Below are 19,173 nucleotides of genomic sequence, written 5' to 3' on the forward strand. Positions count from 1 at the left end.
CCGACATCCAACTCGGCTTCATGATCCACCTCGGATAATTTGCTTAACTCTTGCATAAATTATAGACAGTCAACGGAAAAAAAATAAAAAAAATTTATTATAATTCAATTTGTCCAGATGCCATATTATTCTGCTATAAACCAGCGCTCGCATTGTGGCGAATGGTAGGGGTATTCCATTTGGAAGTCGGTGAGACTCCCATCCAGCACCGCCCGGATGCCATGTTCGGCGTTCAAGGAATAATGATCTGTAATGATACCGTCAGCCGTCCGAAAGACCGCCAGGTAATTGACGCCGATGTCGCTGCCAGGTGCCGGTCGGCCGTGTACGATACCGTTCTCCAAGGCAAATCGCTGCCAGGGCTGGTTGACCTCGAGGATCACCCCATCAGGGTCAAGCACGGCGATCTCGGCACTGACTGAGTCCAGAATCGAGCGATTGAAGGCCAGGCTCTCGCGCAACGACCGTTGGGTCTGCACCTCCTCCAAGGCGCGGATCAAGATGGCGCCGACCTGTTGCACGTGCTGCTTTAGGAGGTAGTCGGTGGCCCCCTGGCGTAGCGACTCAAAGGCGGCGGACTCCGGGATGGTGCCGGAGACGAAGATGAACGGCACCGCGGGGCAGCGTTCGCGTGCCAGCGTCAGCGCATCTCGACCGCAATAGCGGGGCAGGGTCCAGTCGGCCAGGATGGCGTCGGGCAACCGTTCGTCGAATGCCGCACGCAGCCCCGTCTCGTCATCCACCCGCCGCACCGCGATGGCGAGACCGGCCTCGGCCAGTGCGTCTGCAATCAGTTCGGCATCGCTGGCCGAGTCCTCGACCAGGATCAAATCGATGGGGTGTCGCGGCACCTGAGCTTGATCGCTCATTGGCTGTCGGCGGGCGAGCGGTTGAGCAGCATCCAGCCTTCCACCAATAGAATCTGCAATTCTTCTTCATGCGTATTCATGCTATTGGTCCTGCATAACGGGGGGCGTGACGGATGGCAGGGGCAGCGCGAAGTGCAGTGTGGCGCCCCCCTCCGGTGCGCCCTCGCCCCAGATGCGCCCGTGGTGGCGTTGCAGGATGCGTGCGACGATGGCCAGGCCGCAGCCGATACCCTCGAATTCATCCTGGTCGGCGGGCCATCGGTGGGGGTGGGATTGGCTGGATCACGGATTTCATGGGTCATCGCCGGCAGCTCGTGAGGTGTGACTTGAGGGAGGTTTCGTCTCCGACCGACGCAGTCGGAGGCGGCGTTGGCTGTGGCTGGGCGGGGCCTTGATGCCAGCCCTGACCGACAGGGTAGACCATGCCCGGCGTGCCTCGCCGGCGGATGTCAGGCCGGCGGCCCGGCCGGAATGACGATCGAGGTGCCGGACGGGCAGCGCCCTTGCGGCAACCCGTCGCGGCCCGGGGCCGCTCCTACCGGTTCGCCTGCACCAGCGTTTTCAATTGTTCCAGCACGGCAGCGCGTAGGGCGTGGAGTTCATCCAGCCGCGCCAGTGCCTCCAGGTCCCGACCCGCGGCGTGACGTGTACAGAGTTGCGCCGCCAGGGCGTGCGCCTGCCGGTGCAAGGGGTCGATCGCCTGGAAGGGCGACTGAGCGCCATAGCGGCGGCCGCCATCGGCCTGGAGCCAGCGCCCGAAGCGGCATTGGTCTGGAGCGAGCGGCGGCGGGGTCGTGCGCTTGCCCCTGAGGTAAGACTCCACGGCGGCGACCCAGGCGCGGTGCGCGGCGCTCGCAAAGAGCAGGGGCACATCGCCGCGGCTCACCGCCGCCAGGTCGGTCCAGGCCGGGGCGGGCCGCCAGGCCGCTGCCCAGCCGGGCAACTCGGCGGCCGGCATGGGGCGGGCAATGCCATAGCCTTGGGCCAATTCGCAGCCCAGTTGCAGCAGCAGCTCGCCATGCTCCACGGTTTCCACCCCTTCGGCGATCACCTGACGGCCAAAGGCGGTGGCCAGGCCGAGTACCCCATCGAGGATGGCCAGGTCATCCGGGTCGTCGAGCATGTCGCGCACGAAGCTCTGGTCGATCTTGATCTGACTGACCGGCAGGCGTTTGAGGTAGGTCAGCGAGCCATAGCCGGTGCCGAAGTCATCCAGGGCAAACCCGACCCCGAGCTCCCGGCAGGCCTCGATGATCTGGGAGACCGGCGCCAGGTCGGCCAGGGCGCTGGTTTCCACCACCTCCAGTTCGAGGTCGCCCGGGCGCAGGTGCGGATGCGCGGCCAACTGCCCGCGCAGCCGCGCGACGAATCCAGTCTGCTGTAACTGGCGGGCACTGACATTGACGCTGACTGGCAGGTCCAGCCCGGCCGCGTGCCACTGGGTCAATTGGTTCAGGGCGGTCTCGATCACCCAGTCGCCGATGGCGACGGTCAGCGGGTGGGTCTCCACCACCGGCAGGAATACCGCCGGCGGTAACAGGCCGCGCTCCGGGTGTTGCCAGCGGATCAGGGCCTCGGCACCGATGAGCGTCCCGGTGCGCATATTCACCTGGGGCTGGTAATAGAGCACGAATTCGTGTGACTCGAGTGCGCGGCGGATGCGCTCCAAGCGTTCGTGATGACTGCGCAGGCTGCGGTCCAGGGCCGCATCGAAGACGTGATAGCGGCTCTTGCCCGCCAGCTTGGCCTGATACATGGCCTGGTCGGCCTGGCGCAGCAGTTGCTCCGCATCGATGGCCTCGGCCTGCGGGTAGAAGGTGACGCCGATACTGGCCGAGACCCGCAGCGTGAAGTCGCCGACCGGCACCGGCCGGGCCACGGCGCCCAGCAGACGCTCGAGCATCGGCACGCTGGCCGCGATGTCGGCCAAGTCGAGCAGCACCGCGACGAACTCGTCACCGCCGATGCGGGCCAGGGTATCGCCCTCGCGCAGGACCCGCTGCATGCCGGCCGCCGCGGCAATCAGCAACCGATCGCCCGCGTCATGCCCGTGGGTGTCGTTGACTGACTTGAATCCGTCCAGGTCGAGAAAGGCCACCGCCAGCGGGCGTCCGTGCCGCTGTGCCAGGGCCATGGCCTGCTGCAGGCGGTCGGCCAAGAGCACGCGGTTGGGCAGGCGGGTCAGCGCGTCATAATGGGCGATATGCTCCAGCTCGCGTTCGTGCGCCTTGATCAGGCTGATGTCGGAGAACAGCGCGACATAGTGCCGGGTGTGGCCCTTGGCATCGCGCACGGCACTGATGGTCTCCAAGACGGCATAGACCGCGGCGTCTTTGCGTCGGTTCCAGACCTCGCCGGACCAGTGACCTTGCTGCTGCAGCGCGCGCCACAGGTCGGCATAGAAGGCCGGTCCTTGCCGCCCGGAGCTCAACATGCGCGGGTTGCGCCCCAGCACCTCGTCGCGGCGGTAACTGGTGATCTCGGTGAAGGCGTCATTCACATCGATGATGGTCCCGTCGGTGGCGGTGATCATGATGCCTTCGCGGGCATGGTCGAACACCGTGGCGGCCAGTCGGCTATCGGCATCGCGCTGGTAACGCAGCAGCGCGTAAAGGACTGCCTTGCGTACGGCGGCGCCATCCCCGCCCTTGGTGAGATAGTCCTCGGCACCGCAGGCAATGGCGGTTTGGGTCGCCGCGCCGTCATCCAGCCCGGTCAGCACCACCACCGGGGCATCGATCAGCTGGCGGCAACGCTCGACGGTGGCCATCCCGGTCGAGTCGGGCAGGTTGAGGTCGAGCAGCACCACGTCCGGGACCAGCCCCTGAGTCGCGATCAGGCGCTGCGCCGCCGCCAGCGAATCGGCCAGATGGACGTCAAAGGCCCCCGCTGGTCCGGCGGCCAATTGCAAGCGGATCAATTGCGCATCGCCGGGCTCGTCCTCGATGACCAGGACCACCGGACGCGGCTTGAGTGGGTGGACTTCAGTCACGGGCTACTCCTTGTGCCGGGGCAGGCGTACCAGCTTGATCCAGTAGTCGCCGAGCAGGCGCACGGCGGCAATGAATTGGTTCACATCCATCGGCTTGGCGATATAGCCGGCCGCGCCCAGGTCGTAGGAGGCCACGATATCGCGCTCGACCTCCGCGGTGGTCAGCACTACCACCGGAATGGCGCGCAGCGACTCACGGCGCTTGACCTCGGCCAGGCATTCGCGTCCGTCCATGCGCGGCATGTTGAGATCGAGCAGGATCAAGTCCGGGCGCGGTGCGTCGGCAAAGCGCGGCCCTTGCCGCAGCAGGAAATCGAGCGCCTCGCGGCCATCGACCACATGATGCAGGTCCACCGGGATCGCGTTCTCGTTCAAGGCGACCTTGAACAGATGGGCGTCGGCCGGTTCGTCTTCGGCCAGCAGGATGACCAAGGGTTGCGAGGCAGTCGTCAAGGGGTTTTCTCCGCCATCAACTCGAACAACACGCGGCAGCCGCCGTCCGGCGTCTCCTCGATCCAGGCGCGCCCGCCATTACTCTCCGCAATCCGCCGCACGATGGCCAACCCGATACCGGTGCCGTCGCCGCCCGTGGCCAGGCGCTCGAACACCCGAAACACCCGCTCGCGATATTCCGCCGCGATCCCGGGGCCGTTATCGCTGATGCGGTAACGCACCAGCGCCCCCCGGCGCTCGCCGTCGATGCGGATATGCAGCGCGGCCGGTGCCGACCCGCCGGGAGGGTCGGTGTGGGTGTCTTGCTCCCTTCTCCCTCCCGGCGGGGGAGGGTTGGGGAGGGGGGGCTCCTCACGCCCAACAGCGTAAAGCAGGGCGTTGTCCAGCGCCACCTGGAACAGGTCGACCAGGCGCGGGGTGTCGATCCAGGCCCGCGGCAGGTCGCCCAGGGCGACGGTGGCGCCGCGGCTGGCGAGGCGCCCGGCCAGCGCCTTGACCATCCGGGTGACGACCAGGCCGGTATCGACGCTTGCGACCGGGCCGCGGGGCTGGTCCGCCGCTAGATAACGCTCCACGTCGCCCAGCAGGGCCTTCATGCGACGCGCCTGCTGGTCGATGAACTGGAGCGATCGCTGGGCCTCCGGGTCCTCGAGCCGGCCGGCCAACTGTGCGGACAGCCGTTCGGCGTAGCTCGCGATGCGCCGCGCCGGTTCCTGCAAGTGGTGCGCGGTGACCTCGGCAAAGCGTTGCAGATCGGCCTGGGCGCGGGCAATCGCCAACTGCTGGCGATCCACCTCATCGAGCGAACCGCCCAGGGTGGCGTGCAAGGCCGCACTCATCCGCCACACCATGGCCATCAGACCGAGCCCCAAGGCCACGAACCCGAGCCCCATCAGCAAGGCGTTGGCCTTGGCCGCCTGCACCGCCGCGGCGGTGCGCCGGTCCATCAGCCGATTGAACTCGGCGATCGGTCGCATGATGGCTGACTTGGCCTGATGATACTGCACGTCATGCAGCATCCGGCGCGCCAAGGCGCGGTTGCGCTCGCCCCCCGGGCCAGCCGTTTCAACCAACCGCATCGCCTTGAATTCGATGGCCGTCAAGGCATCCGAATTCGCCTTGGCCTGCGCCAGTGTGCCGAACTCGGCCGCGGTGAAACCGGCCTGGCGCAGCAACTCAAGCAGCGCGACGGCGGGTCCGTCGGCGGGGCGCGACGGCGGCCAATTCTCCGCCAAATCCCAATCGATACCCTGATACCCGACCGGCCGCGGGCGCCTGCCGTCACGGATATCCAGAATGGTCCGATAATGGTCTTTGAAACTGGGGTCGCCGGTGACCACATAGGTCCGCGCCATGCGGGTCAGGTCGTCGGAGGACTGGCGTAATTCATCGGCGAGCAGAAAGGATTGGTAGCGTCGATCATAGGCGCGGGCAATTTGCAGCTCCGACCTGGAGTAAGCGGCAAAGGCACCGGCGAGGATCACGAACAGTCCTGCCGTCAGCCAGCCATAGCGGGTGAATGACGACGGTGAGGTCGGCAGCGTGGGTGCGGCCTTGATCATGGTTGAGGCCGCAAGCACACAGGAGGTCGAGGCTTTAGCCGGTCGAGGTTCCGTCGCTGCGTCAGTGTTCGGCTAACGGCCAAGGAAGTAAGGTCAGCCATCCCGGGAGATGAAAGTCCTTGTGAGAGCGGCTTTAGCCGCGACGAGGCCCTGGCCGCTTGCGAGGTCGCGTCGCGGCTGAAGCCGCTCCCACCGGGTTCCCGGCTAAAGCCTCGACCTCCAGTGCGAAACGCTTGGCCGGCGGCCGCAACGATCATCAGTGGCACCTTGGTCATTGGACAAACCCGCTACCTACCGGGCTCATGGGCCATTCGCAGATGAAGGTGCTGCCCTGTCCCTCACCCGTCGACTCCACCCGGATGGTGCCGCCATGGTGCTCGGCGATCTTGCGGCACAGGGCCAGGCCGATGCCGGTGCCCTCATAGGCGGAGCGCGATTGCAGACGCTGGAACACCGTAAAGAGCCGGCTGGCCTGGTCCGGGAGGATACCGATGCCGTTGTCGGCCACGCTCAATCGCCACCACAGCCGGTCGATGACACCGGTGATGACAATCTCCGGCGTGCGCCCGGGGAGGCGGAACTTGAGTGCATTGCCGACCAGATTTTGCAGCAGGCGCAACAGTTCATCGGGGCTCGCCAGCATCCGCGGCCAGTCGCCCTCGATGCGCAGGGCGGCCCGCGCCTCGGCCATCGCCGGCCCCAAGAAGTGCAGCGCCTCATTGAGTACGGCGCGGGTGTCCACCCAGGCGGGCGGCTCGCCCTTGCGGCCGACCCGCGAGTACTCCAGCAGCCCGAGCATCATCGCATCGAGTCGTTTGGCGCCGTCGATGGCGAAGTTGAAATAGTCGCGTCGATCGCCGTCGAGTTGCTCGCCGAGACTCGTTTGCAGCAGTTGCAGGTAGCTCGTGATCATCCGCAAGGGCTGGCGCATGTCGTGCGAGATGCTGTAGCTGAATTGTTCCAACTCGCGGTTGGAGCGCAGGAGCTCGTCGCGTGCCTGTTCGCGTGCGGTCACGTCGTCAAACACCGTGACGATTTCGCCGGTCGGCAGCCGGTACACAAAATTCTCATAGACCTTGGCGAGACGCCCTTCTTTGTAGCTCTTGGCGGGGAAGTGCTCCGGTGTACCCGTGGTCCAGACCCGCTGCAAGACCTCCAACAGCCCAAATTCACGGATGCCCGGACGGACCTCGCAGAGCGATCGGCCAATCAGGTCGTCGCGGCAGTCGCCGTCAATACGCTCGCCAGCCTTATTGAAGTCCTGGAAGATAAACGCATTGCCATGGTCGCGAACCTCATAGATTGCCACGCCGCTGCTGATATTGTCAAACAACTGGCGATAGCGTTCCTCGCCGATCCGCAGCGTCTCTTCGGCCTGCTTGCGCGCGGTGACGTCCTCATAGAACCCCAGCAATCCGATCACCGCCTGGTCGCGATTGCGCAGCGGGACCTTGGACGTGCGCAGCCACCGTGTCTGCCCGTCGGGCGTCGTCTGTGGTTCATCATAGGACAGCTTGGCCTGGCCGGTCGCCATGACGGCCCGGTCGTCCGCCCGATAGCGCTCGGCCTGGGCCGCCCATCCCAGCTGATGGTCGTCCTTGCCGATCGCCTCTTGCGCCTGCGTCATCCCGGCGTCCTTGGCAAAGAGCGTATTACACCCGAGATAGCATAACTGGCGATCCTTCCAGAATACGCTGAACGGTGCGGTCTCGATGATCGTCTGGAACAGTGTGCGCGATTCCTCCATCGCCGCTGCCGCCTGCTTGCGCGCGGTGATATCCGTATGTGTGATCACCACGCCGGCACTGGTGTCGCGGCCCAGCGGCGTGACCGTCATCGTAAACCAGCGCTGCTGCGTCGGTGAATGGCAGGCGTATTCGAGACTGAAGCTCGGTAAACGGCCTGCCAGCACCGCCCGGATGCCATCGCCCGCGTTCACTGCATCGTCGTCCGCAGTGCAGCCGTTAGCGGTCTGGCAGACGGTTAGATAATTGGTGCCGACTTGAGTGAGTGGCGCTGGCCGGCCGGGTGCGCTGCCGCTTTCCGCGGCAAAATGCCGCCAGGGTTCGTTGACCGCCAGGATTTCTCCATCGCGCCCAACCACCGCGATCTCGGCGGGCACGGCATCCAGGATGGCGAGCCCGAAGGACTCGCTTTCTTTCAGCAATGCCTCGCGACGGCCGATCTCTGCGGTTAGCGTCTCGGCGATGCGCTGGGCGTTGATTCTGGTGTTGATCGTCGAGCGCATCAAGGCGAACAGCAATGCGCTGAGCGCCAGTCCACCGATCAGGGCGGCCCCGGCGGGTGCGTAATCGAGGGCGGGGGTGGGCGTGGTGCGATTAAATACCAGTAGCCAATGCCGGCCGTTGAAATCGAGCGAGCGGCGTTGCTGCAACGGTGAGGGTATGGCGGGTGTACTGTCCGGCTGACTGTCGAATAGCAGGTCGTCCGGCGTTGCTGCTTGACCGTCGTAGATGGTCAGGTCGACGGCCTTGCCTTGCAGACCCTCCCAGTCGCCGAGTATGCCGGTCATGAGGTCATTCATGCGGTAGGGGCTATACGACCAGCCGATGAGGGCGGCGCGTCGCTCCTCAAGGGTCGCGATCGCGGCCCCGTTGCGATAGACCGGGACATACATGAGGGTCCCGGCCTGAACCTCGCTGCCGGTCTCCTGCACCAATTCGACCTTGCCGGAGAGTGCCGCCTCGCCGGTGTCGCGCGCCTGCTCCATGGCGGCGCGCCGCACCGGCTCTGAGAACATATCATAACCGAAGGCACGCAGATTGCGGTCGGCAAAGGGTTCGAGATAGATGATGGCCGTATAGAGTGGACGGCTGCCGGACGGATAGATGCGGTAGTCGGGGAAACCCGCGGCGCGGATGCGCGCGAGATGGGCGGCCAGTTGTCCCGGGGCAACGACCTCGGCAAACCCGATCCCTTGCACCCCGGGCACGGTCCCGCTGGCCCGCAGGGTCGCGACATAGGCGTGCCACTCGTTGCGTTCCACGGAGACCGACGCGGCAAAGAGTGCGGCACCCCCGCGCAGGATCAGCGCATAGGAACGCAGCCGCTCTTGGACCTTGAGGGTGACCTGGTCGCAGTCGAAGGCGAACTGCCGCGCGGCCTCGCGATCGACCCCCTGTTTGACCTGCGCCGCGGCGAAGATGCTCGCCAGCAATCCCCAGGCCAGCGCGACCCAGGGGATGACGATTTTTCGCGAGAGTCTGGAGATTTGCATGGTTTTGGCTGGGATGTCCCGGAAGGCCGGATACGCCAGCCTATGCGGCCAAGAATAGACCCTCCAGGTAGCGCGCGACCGATTCTTCTGCGTTGCTGCCGATGACCTGGAGTGCGGGCAGGGCGGCCCGCAGGCGGGGGTCGGCATTTGCCATGAGGATCCCGGTGCCTGCGCACTGGAGCAGTTCCAGGTCGTTCATGCCGTCACCGAAGGCGAGTACCGCGTCGAGCCCGATGCCGAGCCGCCCGGCGACATCCGCGAGCGCCGCCCCCTTGGAGACGCCGCGAGCCATGACCTCCAGCGTCACGGGGAGCGAGAAGGTGGTGTGTACCCGGTCGCCGAAACGCGCCTGGATGGCGTGCTCCAGGGGGCGCAGGCGCTGCGGTGTGGCGTAAAAAAAGACCTTGAGCACCCCGGTCCCGTCGATGGCGGCCAGGTCCACCACCCGGTAGCCGAACCCGGACGCCTGGTGAAATTGGAGCAGATAGGGCTCGGGGCGGTCCACCAGCCAGTCGTCGGTGCGGTAGCAATTGACGTGTACCTCCGCCGGCACGCACTGGTTGATGAGCGCGCGGGCATCTGCCGGGTCGAGTGGTTGGCAATCGACCAGGTGCTGGTGGCGATCATGGACCGCGGCGCCGTTGGATGAAATCAGGCAGCCGTGGCGGCCGAGTTGGTCCGCCAGGGTGCGGATATCCTGGAAGTGCCGCCCCGAGGCCAGTATCACCTCGAGCCCCTGCGCGCGCACCCGCTCAAGGACCGAGCGGGTGTAGTCGCCCAGCCGATGCTCGGGGGTGAGCAGGGTGCCGTCGAGGTCGCAGACGATGAGCTGGACCATGGGGGGATCAGAAGCCCTGATCATCCCAAACCCGGGAATTGTTCACGCCAACTGGGCCTCGAGCACGACCAGGCTGTGGGCACCCACGCGGATGCGTCTGACGGGGGGCTCGCCGGGGGCGGGAACCGGGTCGATGAGCGGGGCCGGGGTGTCAGGTGGGAAGACCCCGGGCTCGGCCATGGTGTCGACCGCCAGGGTCCAGCGCCGGCCGGGCAGCGACGGGACCGCGAAGTCGAGCGGGTCCTGCCACATGTTGAGGATGACGTGCAGCGGCGGTTCATCGGGCTCGACCCCGGCCAGGGTGAAGGCCAGCGCCCGATTCCCCGGATTGGACCAGCCGGGGGTGTCGAGGTTCATCCCATGCCAGGCGATGTCCGGCAGGCTCATGCCGGGGTCCGGCGCGCCGGTGAGGAAGCGGTTGCGGGTGAGGCTTGCGTGACGGCGGCGCAGGCAGATCAGGCCGCGCACATAGTTGAGCATGGGGCGTTGCGTCTCGACCTGATCCCAGTCGAACCAGGAGAGCGCATTGTCCTGGCAGTAGGTGTTGTTGTTGCCGTCCTTGGTGCGTAGGACCTCGTCCCCCGACAGGATCATGGGCACGCCCTGGCTCAACATCAGGATGCCGATGAAATTGCGTGCCTGTCGACGGCGCAGCGCCAGGATGGCGGGGTCGTCGGTCGGTCCCTCGACCCCGCAGTTCCAACTGATATTGTGGTCGCCGCCGTCGCGGTTCTCCTCGCCGTTGCCCTGATTGCGCTTGGTCTCGAAGCTCACCAGGTCGTGCAGGTTGAAGCCGTCGTGACAGGTGACGAAGTTCACCGAATTGGCCGGCCGGCGCCCGCGCACCTCGTAGAGGTCGCTGGAGCCGGCCAGCCGGGTGGCCACCTCCGGGATCAGGCCGGGATCGCCGCGTACAAAGGCGCGCATCAGGTCGCGGTAGCGCCCGTTCCACTCGGCCCAGCGGAAGCCCGGGAAGTCGCCCACCTGATAGAGCCCGGCGGCGTCCCAGGCCTCGGCGATGATGTGGGTGCGGTTCAGGGTGGGGGACAGTTCGGTGGCCCACAGGATGGGTGCGTGATACAGCGGATTGCCGTCCTCCCCGCGGGCGAGCGCGCTGGCCAGATCGAAGCGGAAGCCGTCGACATGCATCTGGCGCACCCAGTAGAGCAGCGCATCCACCAGGAAGCGGGTGACGATCGGGTGGTTGCAGTTCACCGTGTTGCCGCAGCCGGTGTAGTCGCGGTACAGGCGGCGGTCGGCGAAGTCCAGGTGATAAAAGACCTCGTTGCCCAATCCCTTGAAATTGATGGTGGGTCCGGTCGCGCCGCCCTCCGCGGTGTGGTTGAAGACCACGTCCAGGATCACGCCGATGCCGGCGCGGTGCAGGGCCTTGACCATGTCCCGGAACTCGTCGCGGGCGCGCGCCGGTTCCTGGGCGAAGTGCGGGTGGGGGGCAAAGAAGCTGTGGGTGCTGTAGCCCCAGTAATTCTGGTGCCCCAGGGCCGCGGTGGCGGGCGGCACGTCCTGGCGATCGAAGGCCATGATCGGCAGGAGCTCGACATGGGTGATACCGAGCTGGACGAGATAGGGGATCTTGTCGATCAGCCCCCGGTAGGTGCCGGGGTGCGCGACGGCGGAGGAGGGGTGGCGGGTGAAGCCGCCCAAGTGCATCTCGTAGATGATCGATTCGTTGAGCGGGATGTGCAGCGGCCGGTCGTCGCCCCAGTCGTAGTCGTCGCGCAGCACCTGGGCGCGCATGGCGGTGGCGCAATTGTCCCCCGGTCGGCAGGCGCGCGCCCGGTCCCACAGCCGGTCGCTCACGCTCGTCGCCCAGGGGTCGAGCAGGGCCTTACCGGGGTCGATGCGTGCGCCGCTCTCGCGGGTATCGCTGCGGCCGGCCGCGCGCCAGTTGTACCAGGTGCCGCTCGGCAGGCTCACCACCAGGCAGTGCCAGAAAAAGAAGGTGTGGTTGGTCCGCGGGTCGAGCTCGATCACCTGGAAGGGTGCCAGCGCCTCCTCCCGGTCGAACAGCAGGATCTCCATGCGCTCGGCATAGCGGCTGAACACGCAAAAATTGACCCCTTCGTCGACGAAGGCGGCCCCGCCCTGGTCCCAATTGCCGGGTTGGACGCGATAGTGTGGGTGGGTCATCAAGGATTCTCTGCGCTGACGATGCGGGATGCGGGGGGATTTTAACCTGGTGCCGCCGCGGGCATCGCGATTATCCTGGTGAAGCACTGGTGCCGACATTCATGCCCTATGCTGCCGAATGGTCTTTCAGCCACTCGCGCAAGGCGGCGTTCATGCGCGTCTGCCACCCGCGCCCGGTTGCCTTGAAGGCGGCGAGGGTGTCGTTATCGACCCGCAGGGCAATCTGCGTCTTCTCCGATCCGGTTGGCCGGCCGCGCCGCTGGCGGTAGGACTTCAGCGCGGCAGCGAGCTCCTCCTCGGTGGCCGGCCGGTCGTCCTCGTTCACGCCATCCCAGACGTAATAGCCCTCTGGCGGCGGTGTCTTCAGGGCCTCCAAGATCATTTCACGTTCAGTCTGTTGCTTGGCTGATCCAGTCATAGTAAGTCTCTGATTCTTTTTTGCTTGCAGCGCGAAAGCTGATGATGCGGGCGGTTGCGTCGCGCTCCAGATGCACCACGGTCAGCACCGCGAGTCGGGCGAACACATAGGCAAAGGACTGTATCCGGGGCTCGCCCCTACGCGCGACCGCGACATCCATCCGGTAGCGCGCATCCAGCACCTGCCCGGCGTCCGCAAAGTCCAACCCATGCTTACGCAGGTTGGCTTGGCGCTTCTCCTCGTCCCAGGTCAGTGGTGTGTGCATGTAACTGATTGTAGTTGAAATAAATAAAGTGATCAAGTTTTTTGTAGATGCGTTAAATTGATCCGTCCTGACGGCGAGTGATTCCAGGGCGGCCAGCGGACCTTGACGTTCTTGTCGGGGCCAGTGTGGAACCGGTGCCGCCTTGCATTTTTCCCCCTGGTCGATAACCTGCATGATTGCGCGTCCCGTCGCGGACGCCGCCTCCGTCTTTCTCCCCTGGAATCCCCATGACTATCCTCTCCCTCGACTCGGTCGCCCTGTCCTACGGCCTGCCGCCCCTGCTGGAGTCGGTTTCCTTCGCCATCGAACGTGGTGAGCGGGTCTGTCTCATCGGGCGCAACGGGACCGGCAAGTCCACCCTGCTAAAGATCATCACCGGCGAGGTCCACCCGGACGGCGGTGAGGTGCGCTTCGGCCAGGGCATGACGGTGGCGCGCCTGGCCCAGGAGGTGCCGGTGCATGAGGACGCGAGCGTGTTCGACGTGGTGGCCGAGGGCCTGGGCGACCTGGGCCGGCTGGTGCGGGACTATTTTCACCTGTCACACCACATGACGGCGCAGACGACTGACGAGGAGTTGGCGCAGTTGGGGCGCATCCAGCAGCAGTTGGACGACCGCGGCGGCTGGGAGATCGAGCAACGCACCGAGCAGGTCATCTCGCGCCTGGGGCTCAACGCCGAGACCCCCTTCAATGCGCTGTCCGGCGGGCTCAAGCGGCGGGCGCTGCTGGCCCAGGCGCTCGTTAAGGGACCGGACCTGCTGCTGCTCGACGAGCCGACCAACCACCTGGACATCGAGTCCATCGACTGGCTGGAGGGCTTCCTCAAGGACTTCCAGGGTGGGTTGCTGTTTGTGACCCATGACCGGCGCTTCCTGCAACAGGTCGCCACCCGCATCCTGGAACTGGACCGCGGGCGTATTACCGACTGGCCGGGCGACTATGACAACTACCTGCGCCGCAAGGAGGAGCGGCGCCACGCCGAGTCCCAGGCCAATGCGCTCTTCGACCGCCGCCTGGCGGATGAGGAGGTGTGGATTCGCCAGGGCGTGAAGGCGCGGCGTACCCGCAACGAGGGCCGGGTGCGGGCGCTGGAGGCGATGCGCAATGAGCGCATGCAGCGGCGCGAACAGCAGGGCACGGCGCGCCTGCGGCTCAGCGAGGCGGATCGCTCCGGCAAGCTGGTGGCGGAGGCCGATGGCGTGACCTACGGGTGGGGCGGTGAGCCGGTGATCCGCGATCTCAGCACCCTGATCCTGCGCGGGGACAAGGTCGGCATCATCGGGCCCAACGGGGCCGGCAAGAGCACCCTGTTGCGGCTGCTGCTCGGCGATCTGGAGCCCCAGACCGGAACCATCCGTCGCGGCACCAATCTCCAGGTCGCCTATTTCGACCAGATGCGTGCCCAGCTCGACCCCGAACGCACCGTTCAGGACAATGTCGCCGGCGGCAGCGATCAGGTGATGGTGGACGGCCAGAGCCGCCATGTACTGTCCTATCTGCGCGACTTCCTGTTCAGCCCGGAGCGCGCCCGCCAGCCGGTCAAGGCCCTCTCCGGTGGCGAGCGCAACCGCCTGCTGCTCGCCAAGCTCTTCACCCGCCCGGCCAACCTGCTGGTGCTCGACGAGCCGACCAACGATCTCGATACCGAGACGCTGGAGCTGTTGGAAGAGTTGCTGGTCTCGTTCGCCGGGACCGTGCTGCTGGTGAGCCATGACCGCGCCATGCTGGACAATGTGGTCACCAGTTCATTGGTCTTTGAAGGCGATGGCGTGGTCCAGGACTATGTGGGTGGCTATGAGGATTGGCTGCGCCAGCGCGCCCAGCCGCCGACGCCTCAGCCCAAGACCCTGGTGCCTGCCGCCGCTTCCGTTCCCGCACCGGCACCGGCCGAGCCCAAGCGCGCGGTGGTCAAGCTCAGTTTCAAAGAGAACAAGGAGCTGACTGAGCTGCCCGCGCGCATTGAGTCACTGGAGACCGAACAGGCGTCATTGAGCGCCCGTCTGGCCGAGCCGGCCATCTATAAGGGTGACAGCGCGGTTGTGATGAGCATCCGGGAGCGGCTCACCGCCATTGAGGCCGAACTGGCGGTGGCCTATGTCCGCTGGGAGGCGCTGGAGGCGCGGCGGTAGGGGGCAACGCCGCCGGCGGTTCCGCCGGGGTGACCGATGGTTTCTTGATCACTATATCGACCGCCGAGCCTCAATCCCGCTCGTGACACCGCTCCAGCGGTGTCACGCATGTGTCGGGCGCTCTGCGCCGGGAACGTGCATGGCCGGAGTTATGATCAAGGACTGCGCAGGCTTTGGTCATAAGGCGACCACCGTAGGAGCGGCCCCCGGCCGCGACGGGTAGCTGCGAGTGCCAATGGCGGCAGTTCTGATCAAGAGCGCTCTTCTGAATCCACTGCATGCGAGTAAACCCTACCCTGCGGGCTTATAATCCCCCACACGCCCCACCGCGGAGTCCCCCATGTCTCAGGACCTGAGCTATTTCGTCAGCTACGCCCGTGCCGACCGGCCCCAGACCGGTCGCCTGCTGGACCTGTTGGCCCCGCGGCTGGCCATCGCCCGCAGCTACCGGTTCTCCTCCTGGATCGACGACCGCATTGAGGTCGGTGAGCGCTGGACCGACGCCATCGGCGCCGGGCTTGCGGGTTGCGACTTCGGCCTCCTGCTGCTGTCGCCGAGCTTCTTCGCCAGCGGATTCATTCGCCGTGAGGAACTGCCGACCTTTGTCGAGCGGATTGCCAACCCCGGCGGCGCCGAGGCCGAGACACGCATCCGCAAACCGCTGGTCCCGGTGATGCTCAAGCCCATCCCGCTCGACGGCAGCGCGGATCTCGCCGGGCTCGAGCAGCTCCAGGGCTTCCGCGACCGCGATGGGCGCGCCTTCACCGAAACCCGCGGCCATACCGCCGACGCCTTCGCCGACCAGTTGGTGGCGGCCATGCTGGCCAAGCTGCGGCGACTCTGGCCCCCGGCCGCGTCCTGATCCGCTCGTCATCGACTGCACCAGGCGAGGACCTGCCGATGCCCCCGACCCCCGACCCAGCCGATACATGGCCCGGTGCTGCCGCCCCGGACGACGCCGAGGCCCGCCTCGCCCGCTCCGCCGAGGGCGCGACCCTGGGCCTGCCCCGGACCGAGGCCGAGCAATATGTCGCCGTCCGTGCCGAGACGGTCGAGCCCTTTTATCTGCTCCTCTATGCGAAGCCCGACGAGAAGGACGCCCAGACCCTACACCAGGCACTCGCGACCGAGCTTGGATCCCGTGACTGCCCCTGGCCCGCCCGCGACTGGCACAGGCCCGACGCCGGCGACCCGATCGATGCCACCCGCCGCGCCTGGTTGCGCGACGCCCGCTTCGTCCTGGTCCTGGCGAGTCCGGCCCTCATCGACGACCTAAAGAACCACGGCCTTGCGCTGGACACCGATCGCCCCCTGTTGATCCTTGCCCTGGGTACGGTCGCGGAGGACCAATGCCGGGGTACTCCACTCGCCGACCTGCCGATTTACGCCACCCAAGGCTCCGACCCCTGGACCGCTCGCAGCGGCCCCGGCCGCAAGCAGTGGGTCCGGGACGCCGCCTGGCTGCTGGCTGCCATCCGCCGTCCCGAGCCCGTGCGCGATCCATTCGCCAGGCTCCGCCGCCCGGACTGGGACCGCTTCGGCGACCTCCCGGCCGGTCACTATGTCCACCAACACACTGAGGTCGCTGGGGCGCCCGCGGGCCGGGTCGCCATCGAACTCTTGCGCGACTGGCTGGCCGACCCCGAGGCGAGCGTCCTGTGCGCCATCTTCGGTGAGCTCGGTATGGGTAAGACCACCCTGTGCCAGCGCCTGACCCGCGAGCTCCTAAAGGCCAGGGATGCAGGTGAGCGCCACCTGCCGCTCCCGGTCTATCTCGATCTGCGCGCCGTCAACACCATGGGGTGGGACTGGTCCAGGGGTGCGCCGCCGCTCCCGGCGATGCTGGAGCACATCGTCGCCGCCGCCTACGACTTAGGCGTCGACGAGCCCCGCCCGAGTGCCGCGGACATCGCCCGCCTGGCCCAGCAGGACGGTGGGCTCATCCTCTGCGACGGTCTCGACGAGGTGATGAACCGCCTCACCCCGGCGCAGTGCGGGCTCTTTATCGAGCGCCTCTGGTCCATCCTGCCCCCCAAGTTCTGGAAGCCCCCGCCCGGCCTCACCCCGGAGCAGGCCCGGACCTGGCGCCGTGCGCCCGGGGTTGGGCGCCTGTTGATGACCTGCCGCAGCCACTTCTTCCAGACCCTCCAGGACCAGGTCAATGCACTAATCGGCCAGCAGCGGGCGCCGATCGCTCGCGCCGACTACCTCTGGGCGACCCTGCTGCCCTTCGAGGCCCACCAGGTCGAGACCTATTTCCGCCAGGTCTTCGCCGCCGACCCGGCCCAGGCCGAGCGGGTCATCGCCATGCTCGGTGAGATCCATGACCTCAAGGAGCTGGGCAGCCGCCCCTACAACCTGCGCCTGATCCAGGACCAGGTGGACGAACTCGAAGCCATCCAACGCGAGGGCCGCCGGGTCTCGATCGCCGACCTCTATGAGGGCCTGGTCGGTCAGTGGACGCGCCGCGACGACCCCAAGCATCGGCTCAATCGCGACCATAAGCTACTCCTGATGGAGCGTCTGGCGCTACGCCTCTGGGCGGGCGGCGAGGCGCATCTGCCCTACCAGACACTCAACGACTGGCTGGTCGCGCAGATTCGCACCGAGCCCGGCTGGCGTGAGGTCGAGTACCAGTCCTATCTCGCCCGCGACGGCGCCGTGGATGTCCTCAAGGAAGACCTGCGCAACGCGACCTTCCTGGTCCGCGAGGGCGACGACCGGTTCCGCTTTGCTCATTCCTCGATCCAGGAGTTCTTCCTCGCCCATGCACTACACCGGGCGCTGGTCGAGGACCGGCTCGACGACTGGGCCGTCGCGGTACCGAGTGCGGAGACCCTGGAATTCCTCGGCGGGCTCATCGCGGGGCGGGAGCCGCCAGCCTGTCTCGCGGCGCTCGGGCGCATCCGGGCGGCATACCGAGAGCGGGTCAGTGAACTGGCGCTTGCCTATGCCCTCAGCGCCTACGCCAAGGACCTGCCCGGGGCAGATTGCACAGGCTTCCAGTTGCCCGGCGTGGAACTGCGTTTTCAGCGGTGGGTGGGGCGCGAGGACAGGCCCATGGATTGGCGCGGGTCGGACTTCAGCGGCGCCCGGCTCGACGAGGGGCGCTTCATCGACTGTGACTTCAGCGGCAGCCGGTTCGACGGCACCAACCTGGCATGGGGCGTGTTCGACCGGTGCCGGTTCGATGGCGTCAGTGCGCGCGGTGTCGATCTAAAGGGGGTCCTGATTCGCGGCCCGGTGGGCGGATTGCGCTGGTTTCCGTCTCCATTACAGCCAGTGGCTTGAGCCATTTCCCGCGGGGATCGCGGACGAGCGGCCGGATCTGTTCGTGTCGAGCGAGGCGTCAGCCAGGTCCATCGGGTGGTCGGCATACTGAATCATCAACTCGAAGGCCCTGATCAGTGCCCGGTCGTCCAGGAACCAGACATTGAGCCCCCGGGCTGTCATGAAGTCCATCAGTCGCTGCGCGCCGATGCTGGCGGGGGTCAGTAGATGGAATGCCTCGGTGAGTACCGGCACCGTCGTGTAGAGTGGTTCCTCAATGCGCGCGAGCATGCCCGCGCAACGCTTGTGATCGCCATCCGCTGGGTCGAACAGGGCGACGAGCGGTCCGGTGTCCACCAGGATCATCCCTTGTCCTTCCGCCGGATGACCTGAGCCACTGCGGACTTGGCCTCGCGCGCGGGTGCAACGGCGTAACCGCTCGGCCCCAAGTCCAACTTGCGGTAGATGTCGTAAGGTTTGCGCTTGGCTTGTTCCAGTGCTCGGCCTTCGTAGGCGGTCAATCCGTGTTTCAGCAACTCGGAGATCGTGAGTCCGGTGATCGTGCGCAGCCGTTCCAGTGTCTGTTCCGCTTCGTTGTCAAGCCGGACGGTTCTTGTGCCCATCCGGAGTCTCTTGCCGTGTAATATCCTCGCTAAGTTAATACGCTTCGGTCGCGAGGGCAACGGCGGGAGAGCCCGGTCGTCAGGTAGGGCTGGGGACCTTGGCGGACATCAATGCTTTTCACGATGCGGTTGTCATGCTTTTGGGCCTCAGCAGGTAAGGCGGTGGAGGCTCAAAACGGTAGGGCCGGGGTCACAGACCCCGGCCCGCGCTGAAGGCTGGCACGCCCCGCTGCCGGACGGCGAGCACTGGATGTACCACCCGATGGACGCCTTTCGCGCCGAGCAGACCCCGTAGGGCGCATCGCCGCGGGCGGTTCCGCCATTTCGATCCGGGGAACGTGCAACGAGCGGGGCGTGACTCTAGT

General features: G+C 66.3%; 13 protein-coding genes and 3 pseudogenes. 3 read left to right on the plus strand and 13 right to left on the minus strand.

Annotated features, from left to right (window positions below):
• Positions 1-125: 125 nt before the first annotated feature.
• From QZX93_RS25230 to QZX93_RS25275, 11 genes and pseudogenes are all read right to left on the minus strand, one after another.
• Positions 126-869: a response regulator gene (locus QZX93_RS25230; RefSeq protein ID WP_295383919.1), complete on the minus strand. Its 744-nt coding sequence runs from the start codon at positions 867-869 to the stop codon at positions 126-128.
• An 81-nt stretch (positions 870-950) separates the two neighbouring features.
• Positions 951-1,109, minus strand: a pseudogene (locus QZX93_RS27530) (ATP-binding protein); the annotation flags it as partial.
• A gap of 295 nt (positions 1,110-1,404) precedes the next feature.
• Positions 1,405-3,462 (minus strand): annotated as a pseudogene (locus tag QZX93_RS25235) (EAL domain-containing protein); the annotation flags it as partial.
• A gap of 33 nt (positions 3,463-3,495) precedes the next feature.
• A pseudogene (locus tag QZX93_RS25240) lies at positions 3,496-3,861 on the minus strand (response regulator); the annotation flags it as partial.
• 3 nt (positions 3,862-3,864) lie between these two features.
• The gene (locus tag QZX93_RS25245) at positions 3,865-4,314 is read right to left on the minus strand and encodes a response regulator (protein WP_295383918.1); all 450 of its coding nucleotides are present in this window, start codon (positions 4,312-4,314) and stop codon (positions 3,865-3,867) included.
• Positions 4,311-5,876, minus strand: a complete 1,566-nt coding sequence (locus QZX93_RS25250; RefSeq protein ID WP_295383917.1) for an ATP-binding protein — start codon at positions 5,874-5,876, stop codon at positions 4,311-4,313. Before QZX93_RS25250 ends, QZX93_RS25245 begins: the two co-directional genes overlap by 4 nt.
• A gap of 271 nt (positions 5,877-6,147) precedes the next feature.
• Positions 6,148-9,114, minus strand: a complete 2,967-nt coding sequence (locus QZX93_RS25255; RefSeq protein WP_295383916.1) for a CHASE domain-containing protein — start codon at positions 9,112-9,114, stop codon at positions 6,148-6,150.
• Positions 9,115-9,154: 40 nt separating this feature from the next.
• The gene (locus QZX93_RS25260) at positions 9,155-9,952 is read right to left on the minus strand and encodes a Cof-type HAD-IIB family hydrolase (RefSeq protein ID WP_295383915.1); all 798 of its coding nucleotides are present in this window, start codon (positions 9,950-9,952) and stop codon (positions 9,155-9,157) included.
• Positions 9,953-9,994: 42 nt separating this feature from the next.
• Positions 9,995-12,103: a glycogen debranching protein GlgX gene (glgX, locus tag QZX93_RS25265; RefSeq protein WP_295383914.1), complete on the minus strand. Its 2,109-nt coding sequence runs from the start codon at positions 12,101-12,103 to the stop codon at positions 9,995-9,997.
• 106 nt (positions 12,104-12,209) lie between these two features.
• Positions 12,210-12,521, minus strand: a complete 312-nt coding sequence (locus tag QZX93_RS25270; protein WP_295383913.1) for a BrnA antitoxin family protein — start codon at positions 12,519-12,521, stop codon at positions 12,210-12,212.
• Positions 12,493-12,960, minus strand: a complete 468-nt coding sequence (locus QZX93_RS25275) for a BrnT family toxin (RefSeq protein WP_295383912.1) — start codon at positions 12,958-12,960, stop codon at positions 12,493-12,495. Before QZX93_RS25275 ends, QZX93_RS25270 begins: the two co-directional genes overlap by 29 nt.
• Positions 12,961-13,013: 53 nt before the next feature.
• On the opposite strand from QZX93_RS25275, the gene QZX93_RS25280 reads away from it, so the two are divergent.
• The 3 genes from QZX93_RS25280 to QZX93_RS25290 all read left to right on the plus strand — a co-directional run bounded on the left by QZX93_RS25280 (position 13,014) and on the right by QZX93_RS25290 (position 18,206).
• Positions 13,014-14,915, plus strand: coding sequence for an ATP-binding cassette domain-containing protein (locus tag QZX93_RS25280; RefSeq protein WP_295383911.1), 1,902 nt, complete (start codon positions 13,014-13,016; stop codon positions 14,913-14,915).
• A gap of 340 nt (positions 14,916-15,255) precedes the next feature.
• Positions 15,256-15,777: a toll/interleukin-1 receptor domain-containing protein gene (locus QZX93_RS25285; protein WP_295383910.1), complete on the plus strand. Its 522-nt coding sequence runs from the start codon at positions 15,256-15,258 to the stop codon at positions 15,775-15,777.
• 38 nt (positions 15,778-15,815) lie between these two features.
• Positions 15,816-18,206, plus strand: a complete 2,391-nt coding sequence (locus QZX93_RS25290; RefSeq protein ID WP_295383909.1) for an NACHT domain-containing protein — start codon at positions 15,816-15,818, stop codon at positions 18,204-18,206.
• On the opposite strand, the gene QZX93_RS25295 is transcribed toward QZX93_RS25290, so the two are convergent.
• Together QZX93_RS25295 and QZX93_RS25300 are read right to left on the minus strand one after the other, a co-directional pair.
• Positions 18,189-18,551, minus strand: coding sequence for a PIN domain-containing protein (locus QZX93_RS25295; RefSeq protein ID WP_295383908.1), 363 nt, complete (start codon positions 18,549-18,551; stop codon positions 18,189-18,191). The genes QZX93_RS25290 and QZX93_RS25295 overlap by 18 nt on opposite strands.
• Positions 18,548-18,808, minus strand: a complete 261-nt coding sequence (locus QZX93_RS25300; RefSeq protein WP_295383907.1) for a hypothetical protein — start codon at positions 18,806-18,808, stop codon at positions 18,548-18,550. Before QZX93_RS25300 ends, QZX93_RS25295 begins: the two co-directional genes overlap by 4 nt.
• Positions 18,809-19,173 lie beyond the last annotated feature (365 nt).

Source organism: uncultured Thiodictyon sp., assembly GCF_903946935.1.
In the GTDB taxonomy this organism is placed as follows: Bacteria; Pseudomonadota; Gammaproteobacteria; order Chromatiales; family Chromatiaceae; genus Thiodictyon.

Excerpts from the sequence above, each read along its gene's own strand:
- QZX93_RS25300 (WP_295383907.1), bottom strand. The coding sequence starts at position 18,808 with ATGGGCACAAGAACCGTCCGGCTTGACAACGAAGCGGAACAGACACTG.
- QZX93_RS25290 (WP_295383909.1), top strand. The coding sequence starts at position 15,816 with ATGCCCCCGACCCCCGACCCAGCCGATACATGGCCCGGTGCTGCCGCC.
- QZX93_RS25295 (WP_295383908.1), bottom strand. The coding sequence starts at position 18,551 with ATGATCCTGGTGGACACCGGACCGCTCGTCGCCCTGTTCGACCCAGCG.
- QZX93_RS25270 (WP_295383913.1), bottom strand. The coding sequence starts at position 12,521 with ATGACTGGATCAGCCAAGCAACAGACTGAACGTGAAATGATCTTGGAG.
- QZX93_RS25230 (WP_295383919.1), bottom strand. The coding sequence starts at position 869 with ATGAGCGATCAAGCTCAGGTGCCGCGACACCCCATCGATTTGATCCTG.
- QZX93_RS25285 (WP_295383910.1), top strand. The coding sequence starts at position 15,256 with ATGTCTCAGGACCTGAGCTATTTCGTCAGCTACGCCCGTGCCGACCGG.
- QZX93_RS25250 (WP_295383917.1), bottom strand. The coding sequence starts at position 5,876 with ATGATCAAGGCCGCACCCACGCTGCCGACCTCACCGTCGTCATTCACC.
- QZX93_RS25280 (WP_295383911.1), top strand. The coding sequence starts at position 13,014 with ATGACTATCCTCTCCCTCGACTCGGTCGCCCTGTCCTACGGCCTGCCG.
- QZX93_RS25275 (WP_295383912.1), bottom strand. The coding sequence starts at position 12,960 with ATGCAGGTTATCGACCAGGGGGAAAAATGCAAGGCGGCACCGGTTCCA.
- QZX93_RS25255 (WP_295383916.1), bottom strand. The coding sequence starts at position 9,114 with ATGCAAATCTCCAGACTCTCGCGAAAAATCGTCATCCCCTGGGTCGCG.
- QZX93_RS25260 (WP_295383915.1), bottom strand. The coding sequence starts at position 9,952 with ATGGTCCAGCTCATCGTCTGCGACCTCGACGGCACCCTGCTCACCCCC.
- glgX (WP_295383914.1), bottom strand. The coding sequence starts at position 12,103 with ATGACCCACCCACACTATCGCGTCCAACCCGGCAATTGGGACCAGGGC.